General features: G+C 66.4%; 19 protein-coding genes. 6 read left to right on the top strand and 13 right to left on the bottom strand.

Going from position 1 to position 20,180, the window contains the following annotated elements; translation table 11 throughout:
* The first annotated feature begins 18 nt into the window (after positions 1–18).
* A complete protein-coding gene (locus tag DA1_RS09355; protein WP_034398945.1) occupies positions 19–1,536 on the top strand; it encodes an alkaline phosphatase in 1,518 nt (505 codons plus the stop codon).
* Positions 1,537–1,631: 95 nt separating this feature from the next.
* Positions 1,632–2,429, top strand: coding sequence for a hypothetical protein (locus DA1_RS09350; protein ID WP_034396997.1), 798 nt, complete (start codon positions 1,632–1,634; stop codon positions 2,427–2,429).
* Positions 2,430–2,651: 222 nt separating this feature from the next.
* Here DA1_RS09350 and DA1_RS09345 read toward each other — a convergent pair whose 3' ends face one another.
* From DA1_RS09345 to DA1_RS09325, 5 genes are all read right to left on the bottom strand, one after another.
* Positions 2,652–3,659, bottom strand: a complete 1,008-nt coding sequence (locus tag DA1_RS09345) for a Bug family tripartite tricarboxylate transporter substrate binding protein (RefSeq protein WP_034396996.1) — start codon at positions 3,657–3,659, stop codon at positions 2,652–2,654.
* Positions 3,660–3,822: 163 nt separating this feature from the next.
* Entirely contained in the window at positions 3,823–4,563 is a 741-nt protein-coding gene (locus tag DA1_RS09340) for an SDR family NAD(P)-dependent oxidoreductase (protein WP_016450985.1), read from the bottom strand.
* A 7-nt stretch (positions 4,564–4,570) separates the two neighbouring features.
* Complete coding sequence (gene pcaF, locus DA1_RS09335) at positions 4,571–5,782, bottom strand: 3-oxoadipyl-CoA thiolase (RefSeq protein ID WP_012207361.1); 1,212 nt, start codon at positions 5,780–5,782, stop codon at positions 4,571–4,573.
* Between the two features lie 75 nt (positions 5,783–5,857).
* Positions 5,858–6,517, bottom strand: a complete 660-nt coding sequence (locus DA1_RS09330; protein WP_026062883.1) for a 3-oxoacid CoA-transferase subunit B — start codon at positions 6,515–6,517, stop codon at positions 5,858–5,860.
* Between the two features lie 26 nt (positions 6,518–6,543).
* Complete coding sequence (locus DA1_RS09325; protein WP_012207359.1) at positions 6,544–7,245, bottom strand: 3-oxoacid CoA-transferase subunit A; 702 nt, start codon at positions 7,243–7,245, stop codon at positions 6,544–6,546.
* 86 nt (positions 7,246–7,331) lie between these two features.
* Between DA1_RS09325 and DA1_RS09320 the strand changes: the two genes are divergently transcribed.
* From DA1_RS09320 to DA1_RS09305, 4 genes are all read left to right on the top strand, one after another.
* Complete coding sequence (locus DA1_RS09320) at positions 7,332–8,171, top strand: IclR family transcriptional regulator domain-containing protein (RefSeq protein ID WP_034396993.1); 840 nt, start codon at positions 7,332–7,334, stop codon at positions 8,169–8,171.
* 55 nt (positions 8,172–8,226) lie between these two features.
* Complete coding sequence (locus DA1_RS09315; RefSeq protein WP_034396991.1) at positions 8,227–8,937, top strand: transposase; 711 nt, start codon at positions 8,227–8,229, stop codon at positions 8,935–8,937.
* A gap of 188 nt (positions 8,938–9,125) precedes the next feature.
* Entirely contained in the window at positions 9,126–13,856 is a 4,731-nt protein-coding gene (locus DA1_RS09310; RefSeq protein ID WP_013800777.1) for a glutamate synthase-related protein, read from the top strand.
* Positions 13,857–13,925: 69 nt separating this feature from the next.
* A complete protein-coding gene (locus DA1_RS09305) occupies positions 13,926–15,401 on the top strand; it encodes a glutamate synthase subunit beta (protein ID WP_034396989.1) in 1,476 nt (491 codons plus the stop codon).
* A gap of 210 nt (positions 15,402–15,611) precedes the next feature.
* Here the strand turns inward: DA1_RS09305 and tatC are convergent, their stop codons facing one another.
* The 8 genes from tatC to hisI all read right to left on the bottom strand — a co-directional run bounded on the left by tatC (position 15,612) and on the right by hisI (position 20,153).
* Entirely contained in the window at positions 15,612–16,436 is an 825-nt protein-coding gene (gene tatC / locus DA1_RS09300) for a twin-arginine translocase subunit TatC (RefSeq protein ID WP_034396987.1), read from the bottom strand.
* Positions 16,437–16,586: 150 nt separating this feature from the next.
* On the bottom strand, positions 16,587–17,084 hold the full coding sequence (gene tatB, locus DA1_RS09295; RefSeq protein WP_016450990.1) for a Sec-independent protein translocase protein TatB: 498 nt from the start codon (positions 17,082–17,084) through the stop codon (positions 16,587–16,589).
* A gap of 21 nt (positions 17,085–17,105) precedes the next feature.
* Complete coding sequence (tatA, locus tag DA1_RS09290; protein WP_013800780.1) at positions 17,106–17,345, bottom strand: Sec-independent protein translocase subunit TatA; 240 nt, start codon at positions 17,343–17,345, stop codon at positions 17,106–17,108.
* A gap of 155 nt (positions 17,346–17,500) precedes the next feature.
* Positions 17,501–17,863, bottom strand: a complete 363-nt coding sequence (locus DA1_RS09285) for a histidine triad nucleotide-binding protein (RefSeq protein WP_034396985.1) — start codon at positions 17,861–17,863, stop codon at positions 17,501–17,503.
* A gap of 41 nt (positions 17,864–17,904) precedes the next feature.
* Entirely contained in the window at positions 17,905–18,936 is a 1,032-nt protein-coding gene (locus tag DA1_RS09280) for a patatin-like phospholipase family protein (protein ID WP_034396983.1), read from the bottom strand.
* Positions 18,937–18,955: 19 nt separating this feature from the next.
* Positions 18,956–19,348 carry a DUF4870 family protein gene (locus tag DA1_RS09275; protein ID WP_013800783.1) on the bottom strand — a complete coding sequence of 131 codons (393 nt, stop codon included), beginning with the start codon at positions 19,346–19,348 and terminating at the stop codon, positions 18,956–18,958.
* Positions 19,345–19,758, bottom strand: coding sequence for a phosphoribosyl-ATP diphosphatase (locus DA1_RS09270; protein ID WP_034396981.1), 414 nt, complete (start codon positions 19,756–19,758; stop codon positions 19,345–19,347). Before DA1_RS09270 ends, DA1_RS09275 begins: the two co-directional genes overlap by 4 nt.
* A complete protein-coding gene (gene hisI, locus DA1_RS09265; RefSeq protein ID WP_013800785.1) occupies positions 19,755–20,153 on the bottom strand; it encodes a phosphoribosyl-AMP cyclohydrolase in 399 nt (132 codons plus the stop codon). The genes DA1_RS09270 and hisI overlap by 4 nt, the downstream gene beginning before the upstream one ends.
* Positions 20,154–20,180 lie beyond the last annotated feature (27 nt).

Below are 20,180 nucleotides of genomic sequence, written 5' to 3'. Positions count from 1 at the left end.
GCACTCAAGGAATTCCACATGCATCCGATCCTCCAAAAGACCTCCCTCGCCCTGGCTGCGGCCGGCGCGCTGGCGCTGCTGGCACCTGCCGCCCATGCGGCTGGCGAGGCCAAGAACGTCATCTTCTTCCTCGGCGACGGCATGGGTCCGGTCACCGTGACCGCCGCGCGCATCTACAAGGGTGAGAAGCAGCTGGCTGCCAATCCCACGGCACTGACCAGCAGCGAGCGCGCCACGCTGACCATGCAGTCCCTGCCTTACGCCAGCCGCGTCAAGACCTTCTCGCGCGATGGCCAGACCACGGACAGCGCGCCTTCGATGGCGGCCTACATGACCGGCGTGAAGATGAACAACGAAGTCATCTCCATGTCGGCCGAGACCATGGCCTACGCGGCCAACGGCCAGCAATACATCAACGGCGAGGACACCACCTGCCCGGCCGGCAACGGCCAGCCCGCGCAGACCCTGCTGGAGTTGTCCAAGGCCAAGGGCCGTGCCGTGGGCGCCATCTCCACCACGCGCGTGGGCCATGCGACGCCTGCGGCCACCTACGCCCACATCTGCAACCGCAATGGCTACAACAGCATTGCCGAGCAGTCCGTGCCCGGCCATGCCAACTACAACGCCAGGCTGGGCGACGGCATCGACGTGCTCATGGGCGGCGGCCAGCGCAACTACCTGCCCAAGTCGGTCAACCCCAGCAGCAAGCGCACGGACACGGCCAACCTCGTGGACATGATGAAGGCCAAGGGCTACGCCTATGTCGCCAAGGGCAGCGAGCTGTCGGCTCTGGACGCGACCAAGGCCCCCAAGCTGCTGGGCCTGTTCACGCAAAGCGAAATGGCCTACGAGCTGGACCGTGTCAAGCAAAAGCTGGACGAGCCCAGCCTGGCCGACATGACCGGCAAGGCGCTGGACGTGCTCAGCCGCAATGACAAGGGCTTCTTCCTGATGGTGGAAGGCGGACGCATCGACCACGCACTGCACGGCACCAATGCCAAGCGCGCGCTGGAAGACACGCTGGCCTTCGACCGCGCCATCGAGACCGCCATGGCCTACATGGAAAAGAAGGACCCGGGCCTGAAGAACACGCTGATCGTCGTCACGGCCGATCACGACCACAACATGGTGTTCAACGGCTACTCCAAGATCGGCAACCCGATCCTGGGCAAGGTGCAGGACTACCAGACCGGCCAGATGGCCAAGGCCCAGGACGGCAAGCCCTACACCACGCTGGCCTTCGGCAATGGCGGACGTCCCAACGCCACGGCCTCCAGCCAGGTCAATGCCGAAGATGGCAACAAGCCCTGGATCGCTCCCACGCGCGGCGCCTCGCGCGACGACGTGACGGCCGTGGACACCACGGACGACAACTACCTGCAGGAAGTCGGCCTGAACCTGGGCACGCCGGGCTCCGAGACCCATGGCGGCGGCGACGTGATGCTGTTCGCCGGCGGCGCGGGCGCCAAGATCTTCAAGGGCACGATGGACAACACCAAGGTGTTCTCCAAGGTCCGCGAAGCCGCTGGCCTGTAATTGTTTCTTCCTTCGTTGGCTGCTTGCCAACCCCTGGCCGGAGCCGTGGCACATGCGTGTGCCCGGCCCCGGTTTTTTCGCATTGGCTGGATTCCATGACGCTTTCCCTTCCGGCGCCGCGCGCGGCGCGCCACATCTACGCGGCCGCGCTGCTGGCCTGTTCCGTCTCCGCAGCATGGGCCGCCGAGCCGGCCAAGGCGGCGGCACCCGTACCCACGGCCGCAGTCCCTGCTGATTCCGTGGCGCGCACCACGGCCGCCGTGCAGGCCACGCCCGAGGCCGACCTGCGCATCACCTACGAAGCCATGAGCGTGGGCAGCGATGGCGTGCAGCGCAGCAGCGTCTATACCAACCGTGTCTACCGCCGCAAGGCCCAGCTGTGGATAGAGCGCGAAATGCCCGCCGCCCTGCGCCAGAGCCAGGACCACGGCCACGACCATGCCCACGGCCCGCACGCCGGCCACGCCCATGACGAGGCCCGCGCCGCACCCCTGTCCATCCGCCGCGCCGATGACGGCAAGGTGGGCGTGGAAGTCATCCTGGCCAAGCTGCGCCGCGTCATCAGCGTGGACCTGGCTCACCACGGCAACGTCGGCTACGGCGGCTCCTTCGACAACGTCTACTGGATCGTGCCGCCCACCGCGCTGCAAGGCATGGAACGCGTGGGCAAGCCGCACAACGGCGTGCAGCGCTACCGCGGCACGGCAGGCGAACAAACCACCGTCATCGACTGGGACGTGGCCAACCAGTTCGCCCGCCGCGTGGAGCGCAGCGACTCCCACGGCACCGAGCGCATCGTGGTCACCGCCAGCAAGCTGCCCGCCCCGCTGGCCCAGCCCTGGAAGGCCATCGAAGGCTACGACAAGGGTGACTACTCCGATCTGCTGGATTGAAATGATTACCCCCTGAGTCGCTTCGCGCCTTTCCCCGTTGCACGGCGCCCCTGAAGGGGGACGACACCCTCGGTGCGGGGCGGCGCGGCCGGCGTAGGCCCTTCCTCGGTGCCCCTGAGTTGGGCCGCGCTCGTTCGTGCGATGTGGGCGGTGCTTAGCAATAGGTCGGTGCTCCAATGAAAAAGAGCTGCACGCAGCAGCTCTTTTATACGGAAACGAAGGTCAGACTTGCGCCCCGGAGTCCTTGACGACCTTGCTCCACTTGGCGGACTCGGCCTTGATATAGGTGAGGAACTCGGCCGGCGTGTCGATCACGACATCGCCGCCCTGGTCGTTGATCTTCTTGACCACGGCCGGGTCCTTGAGCACCTTGGCAATGGCCGTGTACAGGCGCTGCTGCACGGCAGCGGGTGTCTTGGCCTGGGTCCACAGGCCGAACCACGAAGTGGCCTCGTAGCCGGGCACGCCGGCTTCGGCCACGGTGGGCACATCGGGCAGTTCGGGCGAGCGCTTGGCCGTGGTCACGGCGATGGGACGCAGCTTGCCCGAGCGCACGTGCTGGATGGCCGAGGGCATGTTGTCGAACATGATGGCGATCTGGTTGCCCAGCAGGTCGGTGATGGCCGGGGCGCTGCCCTTGTAGGGCACGTGCACCATGTCCAGGCCCGTCATGGAGCGGAACAGCTCGCCCGACAGGTGGATGGAGCTGCCGCTGCCCGAGGAGCCGTAGTTCAGCTTGCCGGGATTGGCGCGCGCGTAGGCGATCATTTCCTTGACGGTCTTGAACGGCTGGCTGGGGTGGGCCACCAGCAGGTTGGGCACGTTGGCCACGCGCGTCAGGGGCGAGAAGTCCTTGATGGGGTCGAAGCCGGGCTTGGCGTAGAGCGCGGCATTGATGGCATGCGTGCCCACGGTGCCCATGAACAGCGTGTAGCCGTCGGCCGGTGCACGCGCGGCGGCCACGGCGCCGATGTTGCCGCCAGCGCCGGGCTTGTTGTCCACGATCACGGTCTGGCCCAGTTCCTGCTGCAGCGCCTGGGCGACGATGCGCGCCAGGATGTCGGTGGTGCCGCCAGCGGCGAAGGGCACGAGGATGGTGATGGGCTTGCTGGGGAAGCCGTCCTGGGCCAGGGCGGCGGTGCCGGTCAGGGCGCCGAGCGCGGTCAGGGATGCGGCGGCCAGCGCCTGCAGGCCACGGCGGCGGGTGAAGTGGGTGGTTTGATCGGACATCGAGAGGTCTCCTGATTCGGCAATAGGGTGGATGGCCCAGCCCGGCAACGCCGGGCTGGGCCAGGGCAAGGCCCTGTGTGGCGCCCGCCTGTGCAAGCGGGCGCTTCCAGTGGTTCTTCTTGAAGGGTGTTGTGCCTGGAAAGGCGGTCGGTCAGACGGGTGGTCAGACGGGCGCCACGCCCAGCGTGGTGCCGCCGCAGATGTAGAGCACCTGGCCGGTGACGAAGCCGTTGTCGGGCGACAGGAAGAACAGCGCGGCACGGGCCACGTCTTCCGGTGTGCCCATGCGGCCCACGGCAATGCTATTGAGGATGCGCTGGGTCTGCGGCGCGCCTTCGGGGTTGCTCTTGGTGAACAGCTCGGTGGCGATGGGGCCGGGACCCAGGGCGTTGACCGTGATGCGGTCGCGGCCCAGTTCCATGGCCAGGGTGCGCGTCAGGCCGATCAGGCCGGCCTTGGTCGCCGAGTAGACGATGCGGTCGGGCTTGCCCAGCGCGGCGCGCGAGGACATGTTCACGATGCGCCCCTCGCCGCAGGCACGCAGCGTGGGCAGGAAGGCCTGCACCAGCAGCATGGGCGCGCGCAGGTGCAGTCCCACCACGTCGTCCAGATGCTGGGTGCTGGCATTGTCGATGGTGCCGGGGCGCGTGGCGCCCGCGTTGTTGACCAGGGCCACCACGTTGTGCGCGGCGGCAATGCGGGCCGCCGCCTCGGCGGTGGCCTGCTCGCTGGTCAGGTCGGCCTGGTAGCTCACCAGCAGAGGGTGGCTCCAATCGGGCAGCACGTAGTCGAGGTTGACCACGGCGCGGCCCTGGGCCAGCAGTGCCTCGGCGATGGCGCGGCCGATGCCGTTGCTGGCGCCGCTGACCACGGTGACGGGTGTCTTGTTATCCACGGTGCTCATCGCAGTCTCAGACCTTTTCCAGGATCACGGCAATGCCCTGGCCCACGCCGATGCACATGGTGCACAGCGCGTAGCGGCCGCCCAGCGTGTGCAGCTGGTTCACGGCGGTGGTGGCCAGGCGCGCGCCCGATGCGCCCAGCGGATGGCCCAGCGCAATGGCGCCGCCCCATTGGTTGACGCGGCGGTCGTCGTCGGCAATGCCCAGATCGCGCAGCACGGCCAGGCCCTGTGCGGCAAAGGCTTCGTTCAGCTCGATCACGTCCATCTGCTCCAGCGTCAGGCCGGTCAGGGCCAGCACCTTGCGCACGGCGGGCGCGGGGCCGAAGCCCATGATGCGCGGGGCCACGCCGGCCACGGCCATGCCGACCACGCGGGCGCGCGGCACCAAGTTGTATTGCCTGGCGGCTTCCTCGTTGGCCAGCAGCAGGGCGCAGGCGCCATCGTTCACGCCGCTGGCATTGCCGGCCGTCACCGTGCCATCCGGGCGCACCACGCCCTTGAGCTTGGCCAGCGCCTCGATGGTGGTGGCGCGCGGATGCTCGTCCTGGCTCACCACGATGGCGTCGCCCTTCTTCTGGGCAATGGACACGGACACGATTTCCTTGGCCAGGTAGCCGGCCGCGATGGCGGCGGCGGCCTTTTGCTGGCTGGCCAGGGCCATGCGGTCCTGGGCTTCGCGCTCGATCTTGAAGTCGTCGGCCACGTTCTCTGCCGTCTCGGGCATGGAGTCCACGCCGTACTGCTGCTTCATCAGCTTGTTGACGAAGCGCCAGCCGATGGTGGTGTCATAGACGGCGTTGCTGCGGCTGAAGGCGCTTTCTGCCTTGGGCATGACGAAGGGCGCACGGCTCATGCTTTCCACGCCGCCCGCGATCATCAGGCGGGCCTCACCCGCCTTGATAGCGCGCGCGGCCGTGCCCACGGCGTCCAGGCCCGAGCCGCACAGCCGGTTGATGGTGGCGCCCGGCACATCGATGGGCAGGCCGGCCAGCAGGGCGGACATGCGCGCCACGTTGCGGTTGTCTTCGCCGGCCTGGTTGGCGCAGCCGTAGAGCACGTCGGCCACGGCCGTCCAGTCCACGCCGGGGTTGCGCTCCATCAGCGCCTTGATCGGCACGGCGCCGAGGTCATCGGCACGCACCGGGGACAGGGCGCCGCCGTAGCGGCCGAAGGGGGTGCGGATGGCGTCGCAGATGAAGGCCTGGTTGGACTGGCTCATGGTGTCTCCTGGAAAAAGAATGAAGAGGTGCCGGGGTGCGCCGCAGCGCACCCGCTGAGGGGGAGCTGAGGGATATCAGGCCGTGGCCGTCGCGTCCTTGATGGGCAGGCCCACGATGGACTGCAGCTCGGCGTGCGAGAGGCCGGGCACGGTGTCGATCAGGCGCAGGCCCTCGGGCGTGCATTCCAGCGTGCACAGGTCGGTGTAGATGCGCTTGACGCAGGACAGGCCCGTGAGCGGGTAGCTGCAGGCCTCGACGACCTTGCATTCGCCGGTCTTGGTCAGCAGGTCCATCATCACCCAGGTCTGGCGTGCACCCACGGCCAGGTCCATGGCGCCGCCCACGGCGGGAATGGCACCGGCCTCGCCCGTGCTCCAGTTGGCCAGGTCGCCCGTGGCCGAGACCTGGAAGGCGCCCAGCACGCAGATGTCCAGGTGGCCGCCGCGCATCATGGCGAAGCTGTCGGCATGGTGGAAGTAGCAGCCGCCCGGCAGCAGGGTGACGGGCTGCTTGCCGGCATTGGTCAGGTCATAGTCCTCCTGGCCTTCGGCGGGCGCCGGGCCCATGCCCAGGATGCCGTTCTCGCTTTGCAGGATGACCTCGCGGCCGGCGGGGATGTGGTTGGCCACCTGGGTGGGCATGCCGATGCCCAGGTTGACATAGGCGCCGTCGAAGATGTCTTCGGCCACGCGCCGGGCCAGCTCTTGCTTGCTGCGTTTCTGGTAGCTGCTCATGCTCTTGCTTTCGGCGGTTGGGGCGCTCATGCGGTTTTCTTGAAGCCGCCGGCCTGGGTGGCCACGCGGTCGATCTTCACGATCTGGCTCACGTAGATGCCGGGCGTGACCACGGCCTCGGGGTCCAGCGCACCCAGCTCCACGATCTCGTGCACGGTGGCGATCGTGTGCTTGGCCGCCGTGGCCATCACGGGGCCGAAGTTGCGGGCCGACATGCGGTAGGTGAGGTTGCCCCAGCGGTCGCCCTTCTCGGCCTTGACCAGTGCCACGTCGCCGTGGATGGGATGCTCCAGCACATAGTGCTTGCCGTTGATCTCGCGCGTTTCCTTGCCGTTGGCCAGCTCCGTGCCATAGGCCGTGGGGCAGAAGAAGCCGCCGATGCCGGCGCCGGCGGCGCGCAGGCGCTCGGCCAGGTTGCCCTGGGGCACGAGTTCCAGCTCGATCTTGCCGCTGCGGTACAGGTCGTCGAACACCCAGCTGTCCACCTGGCGGGGGAAGCTGCAGATGATCTTGCGCACCTGGCCGCTCTTGAGCAGGGCGGCCAGGCCCTGGTCGCCGTTGCCCGCGTTGTTGTTGACCACGGTCAGCTCGCGTGCGCCCTGGGCGATCAGGCCGTCGATGAGTTCGGTGGGATTGCCCGAGGTGCCGAAGCCCCCGATCAGCACGGTGGAGCCGTCCTGGACGCCCGACAACGCCTCGGCGATGGTATCGGTGATTTTGTTGATCACTTGCTTGTCTCCGGTATGCAGGCCGCTGGCGCTGCGCTAAAATGTTCGTATGTAGAACAAAAGTTCGCAGAAAGAATTATAGAGCCATGGAAAAAAATGCCGCTTCCGTAATTTCCACAGGTGGGGTTGAAGAAGAGGGCGGCACGCCGCGCCCCGGCGACAGCTATGTGCAGTCCTTCGCGCGCGGCCTGGGCGTGATCCGCTCGTTCAGTGCCGAGGCGCCCGCGCAGACGCTCAGCGAGGTGGCGTCGCGCACGGGGCTCACGCGCGCGGGCGCCCGGCGCATCCTGCTGACGCTGCAGACGCTGGGCTATGTGAAGAGCGACGGCAAGCTGTTCCAGCTCACGCCGCGCATCATGGAACTGGGCTTTGCCTACCTCAGCTCCACCCCGGTCTGGAACCTGGCCGAGCCCGTGATGGAAAACCTGGTCGACGAGGTCAAGGAGTCCTGCTCGGCCGCCGTGCTCGATGGGGGCGACATCGTCTATGTGCTGCGCGTGCACACCCACAAGATCATGAGCACCAACCTCGGCGTGGGCTCGCGCCTGCCGGCCTGCTGGACCTCGATGGGGCGCGTGCTGCTGGCCGGCGAGAGCGATGAATCCCTGCAGGCCCTGCTGGATGCGCGCGAGCGCCGGCAGTTCACGGCCCTGACCGAGCAGGATGATGACCGCCTGCGCCAGCGCATTCTGGAGGTGCGCGCCCAGGGCTGGGCCCTGGTGGACCAGGAACTGGCCGAAGGCCTGATCTCCATCGCGGCTCCCGTGAAGAACGCAGCCGGGCGCACCGTGGCCGCGCTCAACATCAGCGGCCAGGCCAACCGCAACAGCGCCGAGATGATGCGCGGGCAACTGCTGCCCCGGCTGCTGGCCGCCACGCAGCTGGTGAGCCAATTGCTCAGGGCCTCATCGCGGCTTTCCCTGTAGGGCGGCGGGCGGCGCAGCGCTCCATAATTGCCGATCCACGCCCCGCACTCGCACCATGGCCCGCCTGCCCCGACTCACTCTTGCGGATCTGCCGCACCACATCATCCAGCTCGGCAACAACGGCGGGGATATCTTCATCGATGCCCAGGACCGGGAAACCATGCTGGGGCTGCTGCGCGAGATGGCGCGCAGCTGCGAGGTGGCCGTGCATGCCTACGTGCTGCTGCCCAGCCAGTTCCACCTGCTGGCCACGCCCCGCACCGGCGATGGCCTGCCCAAGTTCATGCAGGCTGTGGGCCGGCGCTATGTGCGCTACTTCAACGACCGACACGGCCGCAGCGGCACGCTGTGGGAAGGCCGCTATCGCGGCACGGTGCTGCAGCCCAGCTGGCTGCTGCCCACCATGGTCTTCATGGACGACAGCCCCGTGCGCGCCGGCCTGGTCCAGCGGCCGGCCGACTGGCCCTGGTCCAGCTACGCGCACAACGCCGGCCTGCGCAGCGACGCGCTGATCCAGCCGCATGCCGTGTTCTGGGAGCTGGGCAACACCCCGTTTGCGCGGGATGCAGCCTATGTGGAAGCCGTGGAAGAGGGGGTTGGCGCCGACGACGCCGAGCGCATCAGCCAGTCGGCGCTGCGGGGCTGGGCGCTGGGCGATGAGCAATTCATTGCCGATTTACAACAGCGCACCGAGCGCCGTGTGACCCGCCAGCGCGCCGGCCGTCCGCCCGGACGGACCAATGAGCGCACCACAACAGTGCGTTAGTACCCACTGATAGCCTGCAAGTGCTTGATTCCTCACTGCAGGTCTTTGTGAAATAAATGTGTCCCTTATTAATTTCCGATTTTTTTGTTATGGAATTAATTGGGATCTGACCCTTATATAAATTTATTGCATGAGGTGATGCCTTGCCTTAATCTTGCGTTCCCTGCGAAAAATTTGAGGATTCCGCCATGACGACGGCTGCCGAGATCAAGCATCTCCAAGACCACGGTCTGTACTCCAAGAGCAACGAGCACGACGCCTGCGGCCTCGGCTTTGTTGCGCATATCAAGGGCGTCAAGCGCCATGACATCGTCACCGGCGCGCTCAAGATCCTCGAAAACATCGACCATCGCGGCGCCGTGGGCGCCGACAAGCTCATGGGCGATGGCGCGGGCATTCTGATCCAGATTCCCGACCAGCTCTACCGCGAAGAAATGGCAAAGCAGGGCGTGGCCCTGCCGCCGGCGGGCGAGTACGGCGTGGGCATGATCTTCCTGCCCAAGGAGCATGCCTCGCGCCTGGCCTGCGAGCAGGAGATGGAACGCGCCATCAAGGCCGAAGGCCAGGTCCTGCTGGGCTGGCGCGATGTGCCCGTGAACCGCGACATGCCCATGTCGCCCACGGTCCAGGAAAAGGAACCCATCCTGCGCCAGGTCTTCATCGGCCGCGGCGCCGACGTGATCGTGCAGGATGCGCTCGAGCGCAAGCTGTACGTGATCCGCAAGACGGCCAGCGCCGCCATCCAGAACCTCAAGCTCAAGCACAGCAAGGAATACTACGTTCCCAGCATGAGCAGCCGCACCGTGGTCTACAAGGGCCTGCTGCTGGCCGACCAGGTGGGCGTGTACTACAACGACCTGTCCGACGAGCGCTGCGTCTCGGCCATCGGCCTGGTGCACCAGCGCTTCTCGACCAACACCTTCCCCGAGTGGCCGCTGGCCCACCCCTACCGCTACGTGGCCCACAACGGTGAAATCAACACCGTGCGCGGCAACTACAACTGGATGCTGGCGCGCGAAGGCGTGATGGCCTCGCCCGTGCTGGCCGAGGACCTCAAGAAGCTCTATCCCATCAGCTTCGCTGGCCAGTCCGACACGGCAACGTTCGACAACTGCCTGGAACTGCTGACCATGGCCGGCTACCCCATCAGCCAGGCCGTGATGATGATGATTCCCGAGCCCTGGGAGCAGCACGAGTCCATGGACGAGCGCCGCCGCGCCTTCTATGAATACCACGCCGCCATGATGGAGCCCTGGGACGGCCCGGCCTCCATCGTGTTCACCGACGGCCGCCAGATCGGCGCCACGCTGGACCGCAACGGCCTGCGCCCCTCGCGCTACGTGATCACCGACGACGACCTGGTCATCCTGGCTTCCGAGGCCGGCGTGCTGCCCGTGCCCGACAGCTCCATCGTGCGCAAGTGGCGCCTGCAGCCCGGCAAGATGCTGCTGATCGACCTGGAGCAGGGCCGCCTGATCGAGGACGACGAGCTCAAGGCCAACATCGTCAACACCAAGCCCTACAAGCAGTGGATCGAGAACCTGCGCATCAAGCTGGGCAGCGTGGGCGGTGACACCCATGCCGGCCCCGAGGCCGCCAGCCTGCCGCTGCTCGAACGCCAGCAGGCCTTCGGCTTCACGCAGGAAGACATCAAGTTCCTGCTGGCCCCCATGGCCAAGAACGGCGAGGAAGGCATCGGCTCCATGGGCAACGACAGCCCGCTGGCCGTGCTGTCGGACAAGAACAAGCCGCTGTACAACTACTTCCGCCAGATGTTCGCGCAGGTGACCAACCCGCCGATCGACCCCATCCGCGAAGCCATCGTGATGTCGCTGGTGTCCTTCATCGGACCCAAGCCCAACCTGCTGGACATCAACCAGGTCAACCCGCCCATGCGCCTCGAAGTGCACCAGCCCGTGCTGGACTTCGCCGACATGGCCAAGCTGCGCGACATCGAACGCCACACGCAGGGCAAGTTCAAGAGCGCAACGATCGACATCACCTACCCGCTGTCCTGGGGCAAGCAGGGCGTGGAAGCCAAGCTGGCATCGCTGTGCGCGCAGGCCGTGGACGCCATCAAGGGCGGCGCCAACATCCTGATCATCAGCGACCGCCATGTGAGCGCCACCCAGGTGGCCATCCCCGCGCTGCTGGCGCTGTCGGCCATCCACCAGCACCTGGTGCGCGAGGGCCTGCGCACCACGGCCGGCCTGGTCGTGGAAACGGGCACGGCGCGCGAAGTGCACCACTTCGCCGTGCTGGCGGGCTACGGCGCCGAGGCCGTGCATCCCTACCTGGCCATGGAAACCCTGGCCGACATGCACAAGGAGCTGGGCGGCGACCTGTCGGCCGACAAGGCCATCTACAACTACGTCAAGGCCATCGGCAAGGGCCTGTCCAAGATCATGTCCAAGATGGGCGTGTCCACCTACATGTCCTATTGCGGCGCCCAGCTGTTCGAGGTGATCGGCCTGAACAGCGACACCGTGGACAAGTACTTCACCGGCACGGCCAGCCGCGTCGAGGGCATCGGCGTCTTCGAGATCGCCGAGGAAACCATCCGCAACCACCGCGCGGCCTTCGGTGACGATCCCGTGCTGGAGACCATGCTGGACGCCGGCGGCGAATACGCCTGGCGCGCCCGTGGCGAAGAGCACATGTGGTCGCCCGACGCCATCGCCAAGCTGCAGCATTCCACGCGCTCCAACAACTGGAGCACGTACAAGGAATACGCCCAGCTGATCAACGACCAGAGCAAGCGCCACATGACGCTGCGCGGCCTGTTCGAGTTCAAGTTCGACCCGGCCAAGGCCATTGCGCTGGACCAGGTCGAATCGGCCAAGGACATCGTCAAGCGCTTTGCCACGGGCGCCATGTCCCTGGGCTCGATCAGCACCGAGGCCCATGCCACGCTGGCCGTGGCCATGAACCGCATCGGCGGCAAGAGCAACACCGGCGAAGGCGGGGAAGATCCCCAGCGCTACCGCAACGAGCTCAAGGGCATCCCGATCAAGAAGGGCGAGACCCTGGGCTCCATCATCGGCGCCGACAAGGTCGAGGCCGACATCGAGCTGCAGGACGGCGACTCGCTGCGCTCCAGGATCAAGCAGGTGGCCTCGGGCCGCTTCGGCGTCACGGCCGAGTACCTGTCGTCCTCGGACCAGGTGCAGATCAAGATGGCCCAGGGCGCCAAGCCCGGCGAAGGCGGCCAGCTGCCCGGCGGCAAGGTGTCCGACTACATCGGCAAGCTGCGCCACTCCGTGCCCGGCGTCGGCCTGATCTCGCCTCCGCCCCACCACGACATCTACTCCATCGAGGATCTGGCCCAGCTGATCCACGACCTGAAGAACGTGGCACCGCATGCCGACATCTCGGTCAAGCTCGTGTCCGAAGTGGGCGTGGGCACCATCGCGGCCGGCGTGGCCAAGTGCAAGAGCGACCACGTGGTGATCGCGGGGCACGACGGCGGCACGGGCGCATCGCCCTGGTCGTCCATCAAGCATGCGGGCTCGCCCTGGGAAATCGGCCTGGCCGAGACCCAGCAGACCCTGGTGCTCAACCGCCTGCGCGGCCGTATCCGCGTTCAGGCCGACGGCCAGATGAAGACCGGCCGCGACGTCGTCATCGGCGCGCTGCTGGGCGCCGACGAGTTCGGCTTCGCCACGGCGCCCCTGGTCGTCGAGGGCTGCATCATGATGCGCAAGTGCCACCTGAACACCTGCCCCGTGGGCGTGGCCACGCAGGACCCGGTGCTGCGCGCCAAGTTCTCGGGCAAGCCCGAGCATGTGGTGAACTACTTCTTCTTCATCGCCGAGGAAGTACGCCAGATCATGGCCCAGCTGGGCGTGGCCAAGTTCGACGACCTGATCGGCCGTGCCGACCTGCTGGACACCCGCAAGGGCCTGCAGCACTGGAAGGCCCAGGGCCTGGACTTCTCGCGCCTGTTCGCCCAGCCCGAAGTGCCCGCCGACGTGGCGCGCTTCCATGTCGAAAAGCAGGACCACCTGCTGGACAAGGCGCTGGACGTGAAGCTCATCGAGCGCTGCAAGCCCGCCATCGAGAACGGCGAGCGCGTGCGCATCATGGAAGTGGCGCGCAACGTGAACCGCTCCGTGGGCGCCATGCTCTCCGGTGCCGTGACGCGCGTGCATCCCGAAGGCCTGCCGGATGACACCATCCGCATCCACTTCGAGGGAACGGGCGGCCAGTCCTTCGGCGCCTTCCTGTGCAACGGCATCACGCTGAACCTGCGCGGCGATGCCAACGACTACACGGGCAAGGGCCTGTCCGGCGGCCGCGTGGTGGTGCATGCCAGCCATGAATTCCGTGGCGACACGACGACCAACACCATCGTCGGCAACACCGTGATGTTCGGCGCCACCAGCGGCGAGGCCTTCTTCGGCGGCGTGGCCGGCGAGCGTTTCGCGGTCCGCCTGTCGGGCGCCACGGCCGTGGTCGAAGGCGTGGGCGACCACGGCTGCGAATACATGACCGGCGGCACCGTGGTGGTGCTGGGCAAGACGGGCCGCAACTTCGCGGCCGGCATGAGCGGCGGCGTGGCCTATGTGTATGACGAGGATGGCCGCTTCGCCGAGCGCTGCAACAAGGCGTCCGTCTCGCTGGACCAGGTGCTGCCCCACGACGAGCACCTGGCCCAGGTCTCGCCCGCCGTCTGGCACCGCCGCGAAACCGACGAACGCCAGCTGCGCGCACTGATCGAGGCGCACAGCCGCTGGACCGGCTCCAAGCGTGCCCGCGACCTGCTGGACAACTGGGCTGCGGCCCGTTCCAAGTTCGTCAAGGTCTTCCCCAGCGAGTACAAGCGCGCCCTGTCCGAGATGTACGAGCGCCAGGTGATGGAAGAGCCCGCCACGCCCGAGGTCGAGGAACACGCCAAGGAAGCCGTGGCCGCCAAATAACAAGGAAGCGAAGGATGCGGGCAGCGGCCCGCACCCATCCCTGCACCCCACACATCAGGACAACGAATCATGGGAAAGACCACCGGCTTCATGGAATATGAGCGCCTTGAGGAGGGCTACGCGCCCGTCGTCGAGCGCGTGAAGCACTACAAGGAATTCGTCATCGGCCTCGATGACAGCCAGGCCAAGATCCAGGGCGCGCGCTGCATGGACTGCGGCACGCCGTTCTGCAACAGCGGCTGCCCGGTCAACAACATCATTCCGGACTTCAACGACCTGGTCTTCCACGGCGGCTGGAAGAGCGCCAGCGCCGTGCTGCACAGCACCAACAACTTCCCGGAGTTCACCGGCCGCATCTGCCCCGCGCCCTGCGAGGCCGCCTGCACCCTGAACATCAACGACGACGCCGTGGGCATCAAGTCCATCGAGCACGCCATCATCGACCGTGCCTGGGCCGAAGGCTGGGTCAAGCCCCTGCCCAGCAGCCGCAAGACCGGCAAGAAGGTCGCCGTGGTCGGCGCAGGCCCCGCAGGCCTGGCCGCATCGCAGCAACTGGCGCGCGCCGGCCACGATGTCACGCTGTTCGAGAAGAACGACCGCGTGGGCGGCCTGCTGCGCTACGGCATTCCCGACTTCAAGATGGAGAAGTCGCACATCGACCGCCGCGTCGAGCAGCTCGTGGCCGAAGGCGTCAAGATCCGTACCGGCGTGCTGGTGGCGGGCAAGGACGGCCTGGGCGAAGACTCCAAGGTCACCAACTGGGCCAAGGAAACCGTCAGCCCCGAGCAGCTCATGGCCGAGTTCGACGCCGTGCTGCTGACCGGCGGTGCCGAGCAGTCGCGCGACCTGCCCGTGCCCGGCCGGGAACTCAAGGGCATCCATTTCGCCATGGAGTTCCTGCCGCAGCAAAACAAGGTCAACGCGGGCGACAAGCTCAAGGGCCAGCTGCGGGCCGATGGCAAGCACGTCATCGTCATCGGTGGCGGCGACACCGGCTCCGACTGCGTGGGCACCAGCAACCGCCACGGCGCCGTCAGCGTGACCCAGTTCGAGCTGATGCCCATGCCGCCCGAGCAGGAGAACAAGCCCCTGGTCTGGCCCTACTGGCCGATCAAGCTGCGCACCAGCTCCAGCCACGAGGAAGGCTGCGAGCGCGAGTTCGCCATCGCCACCAAGGAGTTCATCGGCGAGAAGGGCCAGGTCACGGCCGTCAAGACCGTGCGCATCGAAATGAAGGACGGCAAGATGGTCGAGGTGCCCGGCAGCGAGCAGGTGCTCAAGGCCGACCTGGTGCTGCTGGCCATGGGCTTCGTCAGCCCCGTGCAGGCCGTGCTCGACGCCTTTGGCGTGGACAAGGACGCACGCGGCAACGCCAAGGCCACCACCGACTTCACGGGCGGCTACGCCACCAGCGTGCCCAAGCTCTTCGCCGCCGGCGACGTGCGCCGCGGCCAGTCCCTGGTGGTCTGGGCCATCCGCGAAGGCCGCCAGGCCGCTCGCTCCATCGATGAATTCTTGATGGGCGCGTCCGACCTGCCTCGGTGAGATGCCAACCCCGGAAGGGGCTTGGCCATAGACAAAGAAAAAGCCCTTGGTGATGAACCAAGGGCTTTTTATTACAGATTCCTCGTGTTTCAGCGTAGGCCCTTGAAACTGGCGCGCCCTAAAGCGAGGGACACCGAGGAAGGGCCTGGGCCGGCCGCGCCGCCCCGCACCGAGGGTGTCGTCCCCCTCTGGGGGAAGGCGCGAAGCGACTCAGGGGGAGAGTTTATCCTCTGCGGGCTTGTCCACTGCGGTGCCGGGTTCGGCTTCTTCTTCCGGTGCCTTGGAGACGCGGCTGAACCAGCCGGCGCCCAGGATGCCGATCTCGTAAAGAATGCACATCGGAATGGCCAGGGCCAGCTGGGAGATCACGTCGGGCGGCGTGACCACGGCGGCGATGATGAAGGCCACCACGATGAAATAGCCGCGGAAGGACTTGAGCTTGGCGATGTCCACCAGGCCGAAGCGCACCAGCAGCATGACCACGATGGGCACCTGGAAGGCCAGGCCAAAGGCCAGGTACAGCGACAGGATGGCCTCCACATACGAGGCGATGTCCGGCGTGGCCGCCACGCTGTCCGGGGTGAAGCCCTGGATGAAGGCGAACATCTTGTCGAGTACGAAGAACTGCACGAAGGCGATGCCGATATAGGCCAGCAGGCTGCCGAAGATGATCAGCGGCAGCGCAAAGCGCTTTTCATGGCTGTACAGGCCGGGTGCCACAAAGGCCCACATCTGGTACATGATCCAGGGCAGCACGGCCAGCACGCCCACCATCATCAGCACCTTGAGCGGTACGAAGAAGGGCGTGAACACGCCCACCGCGATGAGCTTGGCATCGGGCGGCATGTGGGCCTTGATCGGGTGGGCGATGAAGTCGATCAGCCCGTTGGGGCCGGGCCACACGGCCAGCACGGCGATCGCCAGACCGATGCCGTAGATGCAATAGAGCAGGCGGTCGCGCAGCTCCATCAGGTGCTGGACGAAAGGCTGCTCGGTGCCTGCCAGCTCGTCGTCTTTAGGTGGAATGTCGGACATGGTGCGAAACCGCGGCGGGCCGCAAGGGCATCCACGGACCTGGGGTGAAAAGCAGAAAGCCCGACGGATCGGGCAGGATTCGGCAATGGCGGGTGCCCGGGTGGCAGAGGCTGGGCTGGTTGCCTCGTGGCCCGCGGCGCGCCGGCATCTTCAGCGGGACTTCTGGGGGCGAAAGCGCGCCACGCGCGCCGCGCCCGACTGCGCCTTGGTGCGCACACCGGCGCGGGCCTTGTACCACTGGGGCACGGCGGCACGCTTGAGGCGCCAGTTCTTGCCCGGGTGGCGGTAGGCCGGCGCCACGGCGCTGTACGTATCGCTGTCGGAGCCGTAGGAAGAGGAGTCGTACGAGGAAGACGTGCCGTTGAGCGCTGCCGTGGACTCGTTCCAGTCCTTCTCGAAGTTGGCGGCCGAAGTGTGGATGGACTGCTCGACGTCACGCGCCGCGCCCTCCACGGTGTCCTTCATCTTGCGCAACTCGTCGAGTTCCATCGAACGGTTGACCTCGGCCTTCACATCGGAGACATAGCGCTGGGCCTTGCCCAGCAGGGTGCCGACGGTACGCGCCACGCGCGGCAGCTTCTCGGGACCGATGACCACGAGGGCCACGGCACCGATGAGCGCCATCTTGGAAAGGCCAATATCAAACATGGAAGCTTGGCGTGCGGGCCATCAGCTCTTTTGCTTGGCTTCGACGTCGATGGTGGTCTTGTCGGCAGCCGTCTGGCCGGCGACCTGGCCGGGAGCGGCTGCGGGAGTGTCGGTGGAGGTCGAGCCGTCCTTCACGCCGTCCTTGAAGCCCTTGACGGCGCCGCCGAGGTCGGAACCGATGTTCTTCAGCTTCTTGGTGCCGAACACCAGAACCACGATGGCCAGGACGATCAGCCAATGCCAGATGGAAAACGAGCCCATGAGAATCTCTCCTAAGAATTGCAGATCATTTTAGACGCCGGGCCATGGCGGCAGTTCGCAAGGCCCCACAAAAGCCGTTCGGCCGGAACATGTACGCAGAAGTTGCAAGCAAGAGGCGGGCCACCTTGCGCGCAAGCCTGCGTCCAGCAAAGGCTTCAGCCCTTCAGCCAGGGGCGGGGGCCGCCCATGACATGGATGTGCAGATGGTGGACTTCCTGTCCGCCCTCGGTGCCGGTGTTGACCACCAGGCGGAAACCGCCGTCGGGATACGGGTTGCAGCCTTGCTCGGCGGCCAGGCGGGGCGCCAGCGCCATCAGGCGGCCCAGCAGCGGGGCGTCCTCGGCCTGGACCTGGGCCATGGAGGGGATGTGCTTCTTGGGCACCATCAGGAAGTGGATGGGCGCGCCGGGATGGATGTCGTGGAAGGCGAAGACTTCTTCGTCCTCATAGACCTTGCGGGAAGGGATCTCGCCTTTGGTGATGCGGCAAAACAGGCAGTTCGGGTCGTGGTCGTGCATGGCGCTACAGGAATCCTGGGAGGCTGGCGGTAGGTTGGAAATCAGGCCGGATTGTCGTTGATGCGCAGCGTCTGGCGCACGCCGATGTCGCTGCGGTGCTGCTGGAGCCACTGCTGGCCCTGCTCGCGTCCGAGCTCGAACAGCTCTCGCACGAAGCGCATGTCGGAGCGCGTCTTGGTCGAGGCGCCATAGCCCTTGAGCACGGAGCCGCCGTCCACGCGGTGCAGCAGCACCTTTTTGTAGCGTGTCGGGTCCAGCTTGCCCTGCTCCAGCAGGCGCTTGACGAACTCGATGGCGCGCAGCTCGGCCAGCAGGCCGGCGTTGAAGGTGACCTCGTTCATGCGGTCCATGATGTCGGCCGCCGTATTGGGCAGGTCGGTGTGCTCGATGGGGTTGATCTGCACCAGCAGGATGTCGCTGGACGCGGTTCCGTAGATCAGGGGATACAGGGCGGGATTGCCCGAGAAACCGCCGTCCCAGTAAGGCTCGCCATCGATTTCCACGGCCTTGAACAGCTGGGGCAGGCAGGCCGAGGCCATGACCGCGTCGGCACTGAGTTTTCTGCCCGAAAAGATGCAGCCCCGGCCCGTGCGCACATTGGTGGCGCAGACAAAGACCTTGGGCACCACGCCTTCCACGGGCGGATGCGTCAGCGCCCCGAAATCCACGACCCGTTCGAGCAGCTTGCGCAGCGGGTTGATGTCCAGCGGGTTGGTCTGGTAGGGCGAGAAGAACTGGTTGAGCACGCCCATGAAGGGGCTGCCCGGCAGGGGCGCGCCCCACATCAGGCTGCCCATGGTGCCCACGCCTTCCCAGAGTTCGGTCAGCGTGGCGCGGGCCAGCTCGGCCCCCAGCGCCTGGGCGGCCACCGGATCGCTTTCCTGGCGTGCAGCCTTGGCAAAGCCCTGGGCCAGGGCCACTGCATTCATGGCACCGGCGCTGGTGCCGCTGATGCCGTCGAAGACAAGGCTGCCGTCTTCCAGCAGCGCATCGAGCACGCCCCAGGTCAGGGCGCCGTGCGAGCCCCCGCCCTGCAGGGCGAGGTTGATCTTGCAGGTCGGGGTCGGAGTCATGGCGGTTTGCCCGGGACCTTCAGCGGTCCACGGCCTGGTTGCGGTTCATGGCGACCATGCCGCGCACGATGCGGTAGAGGAACCAGATGGAGATGACGGTCCAGGCGATCCAGCCGGGCACGAAGAACAGCAGCCACAGCGGCGCCGTGACCAGGTACAGGATGCCGGCCCAGATCACGCTGCGGATGCGCCACGAGAAGTGGTTGGCCATCCAGCTGCCTTCGGCGTCGCCGCGCTTGACCAGATCGATGATCAGGGCGATCACCAGCAGCGCAATGCTGGGCTGTGCGCCCGGCACGACGGCGGCCACGGCCACCACCAGGTGCAGCAGGTAGCTGACCCAGCCCCAGGCCTTGAGGCCTTCGATGCGGGACTGGTCCAGGGCACGGACTTCGATGTAATCGTCATTCATGGCAGCGGTCCTTTCTCGTTCACATCACGTTCCTGGGCCTTGCGCAGCGCCTTTTCCTCGATGCCGCTGGTGCCTTCGCGGCGTTCCAGCTCGGCAACGACCTGGGCGGGCGTCAGGCCATAGTGGGCCAGGGCGATCATGCTATGGAACCACAGATCGGCCACTTCGTAGAGGATTTTGCCGGCGTCTCCGCCATGGTCTGCGTCCTTGGCGGCCATGACCACTTCGGTGGCCTCTTCGCCGATCTTCTTCAAAAAGGCATCCGGGCCCTTGTGCAGCAGGCGCGCGACATAGCTCTTGTCGGGGTCGCCGCCGTTGGCGGGCTTGCGGCTTTCGATGACGGCGGCCAGGCGCGCCAGGGCGTCCAGCGAGGAAGTGCTTGCGGTGTCGTTCATGTTCGTGGAACTCATTTGTAGATCGATTCGGGGTCTTTCAAGACCGGATCGACGGCCTGCCACTGGCCGTTCTGCAGCACGCTGTAAAAGCAGCTGTGGCGCCCCGTGTGGCAGGCAATGCCGGGCTCGTGGCCGGTCTGGGTGATCTTGAGCAGAACCACGTCGTTGTCGCAGTCGATGCGCACCTCGTGCACGGTCTGCACGTGGCCCGATTCCTCGCCCTTGAACCACAGCTTGTTGCGCGAGCGGCTGAAGTAGACGGCGCGGCCCAGCTCGGCCGTCTTGGCCAGGGCCTCGCGGTTCATCCAGGCGAACATCATCACGTCGCCCGTGTCCTTTTCCTGCGCAATCACGGGCACCAGGCCCTGCGCATCCCATTTGACTTGATCTAGCCAGTTCATTGCCTGCATTGTGAATATCCTGGGTGGGCATCCCTG

It is taken from the genome of Delftia acidovorans NBRC 14950 (genome assembly GCF_001598795.1).
GTDB classification, from domain to species: domain Bacteria; phylum Pseudomonadota; class Gammaproteobacteria; order Burkholderiales; family Burkholderiaceae_C; genus Comamonas; species Comamonas acidovorans.
This window is presented reverse-complemented; position numbering and strand designations above follow the sequence as displayed.

Bases quoted from the DNA above. Each gene is read 5' to 3' on its own strand.
- DA1_RS09355 (WP_034398945.1), top strand. From the start codon at position 19: ATGCATCCGATCCTCCAAAAGACCTCCCTCGCCCTGGCTGCGGCCGGC.
- DA1_RS09350 (WP_034396997.1), top strand. From the start codon at position 1,632: ATGACGCTTTCCCTTCCGGCGCCGCGCGCGGCGCGCCACATCTACGCG.
- DA1_RS09345 (WP_034396996.1), bottom strand. From the start codon at position 3,659: ATGTCCGATCAAACCACCCACTTCACCCGCCGCCGTGGCCTGCAGGCG.
- DA1_RS09340 (WP_016450985.1), bottom strand. From the start codon at position 4,563: ATGAGCACCGTGGATAACAAGACACCCGTCACCGTGGTCAGCGGCGCC.
- pcaF (WP_012207361.1), bottom strand. From the start codon at position 5,782: ATGAGCCAGTCCAACCAGGCCTTCATCTGCGACGCCATCCGCACCCCC.
- DA1_RS09330 (WP_026062883.1), bottom strand. From the start codon at position 6,517: ATGAGCAGCTACCAGAAACGCAGCAAGCAAGAGCTGGCCCGGCGCGTG.
- DA1_RS09320 (WP_034396993.1), top strand. From the start codon at position 7,332: ATGGAAAAAAATGCCGCTTCCGTAATTTCCACAGGTGGGGTTGAAGAA.
- DA1_RS09315 (WP_034396991.1), top strand. From the start codon at position 8,227: ATGGCCCGCCTGCCCCGACTCACTCTTGCGGATCTGCCGCACCACATC.
- DA1_RS09310 (WP_013800777.1), top strand. From the start codon at position 9,126: ATGACGACGGCTGCCGAGATCAAGCATCTCCAAGACCACGGTCTGTAC.
- DA1_RS09305 (WP_034396989.1), top strand. From the start codon at position 13,926: ATGGGAAAGACCACCGGCTTCATGGAATATGAGCGCCTTGAGGAGGGC.
- tatC (WP_034396987.1), bottom strand. From the start codon at position 16,436: ATGTCCGACATTCCACCTAAAGACGACGAGCTGGCAGGCACCGAGCAG.
- tatB (WP_016450990.1), bottom strand. From the start codon at position 17,084: ATGTTTGATATTGGCCTTTCCAAGATGGCGCTCATCGGTGCCGTGGCC.
- tatA (WP_013800780.1), bottom strand. From the start codon at position 17,345: ATGGGCTCGTTTTCCATCTGGCATTGGCTGATCGTCCTGGCCATCGTG.
- DA1_RS09285 (WP_034396985.1), bottom strand. From the start codon at position 17,863: ATGCACGACCACGACCCGAACTGCCTGTTTTGCCGCATCACCAAAGGC.
- DA1_RS09280 (WP_034396983.1), bottom strand. From the start codon at position 18,936: ATGACTCCGACCCCGACCTGCAAGATCAACCTCGCCCTGCAGGGCGGG.
- DA1_RS09275 (WP_013800783.1), bottom strand. From the start codon at position 19,348: ATGAATGACGATTACATCGAAGTCCGTGCCCTGGACCAGTCCCGCATC.
- DA1_RS09270 (WP_034396981.1), bottom strand. From the start codon at position 19,758: ATGAGTTCCACGAACATGAACGACACCGCAAGCACTTCCTCGCTGGAC.
- hisI (WP_013800785.1), bottom strand. From the start codon at position 20,153: ATGCAGGCAATGAACTGGCTAGATCAAGTCAAATGGGATGCGCAGGGC.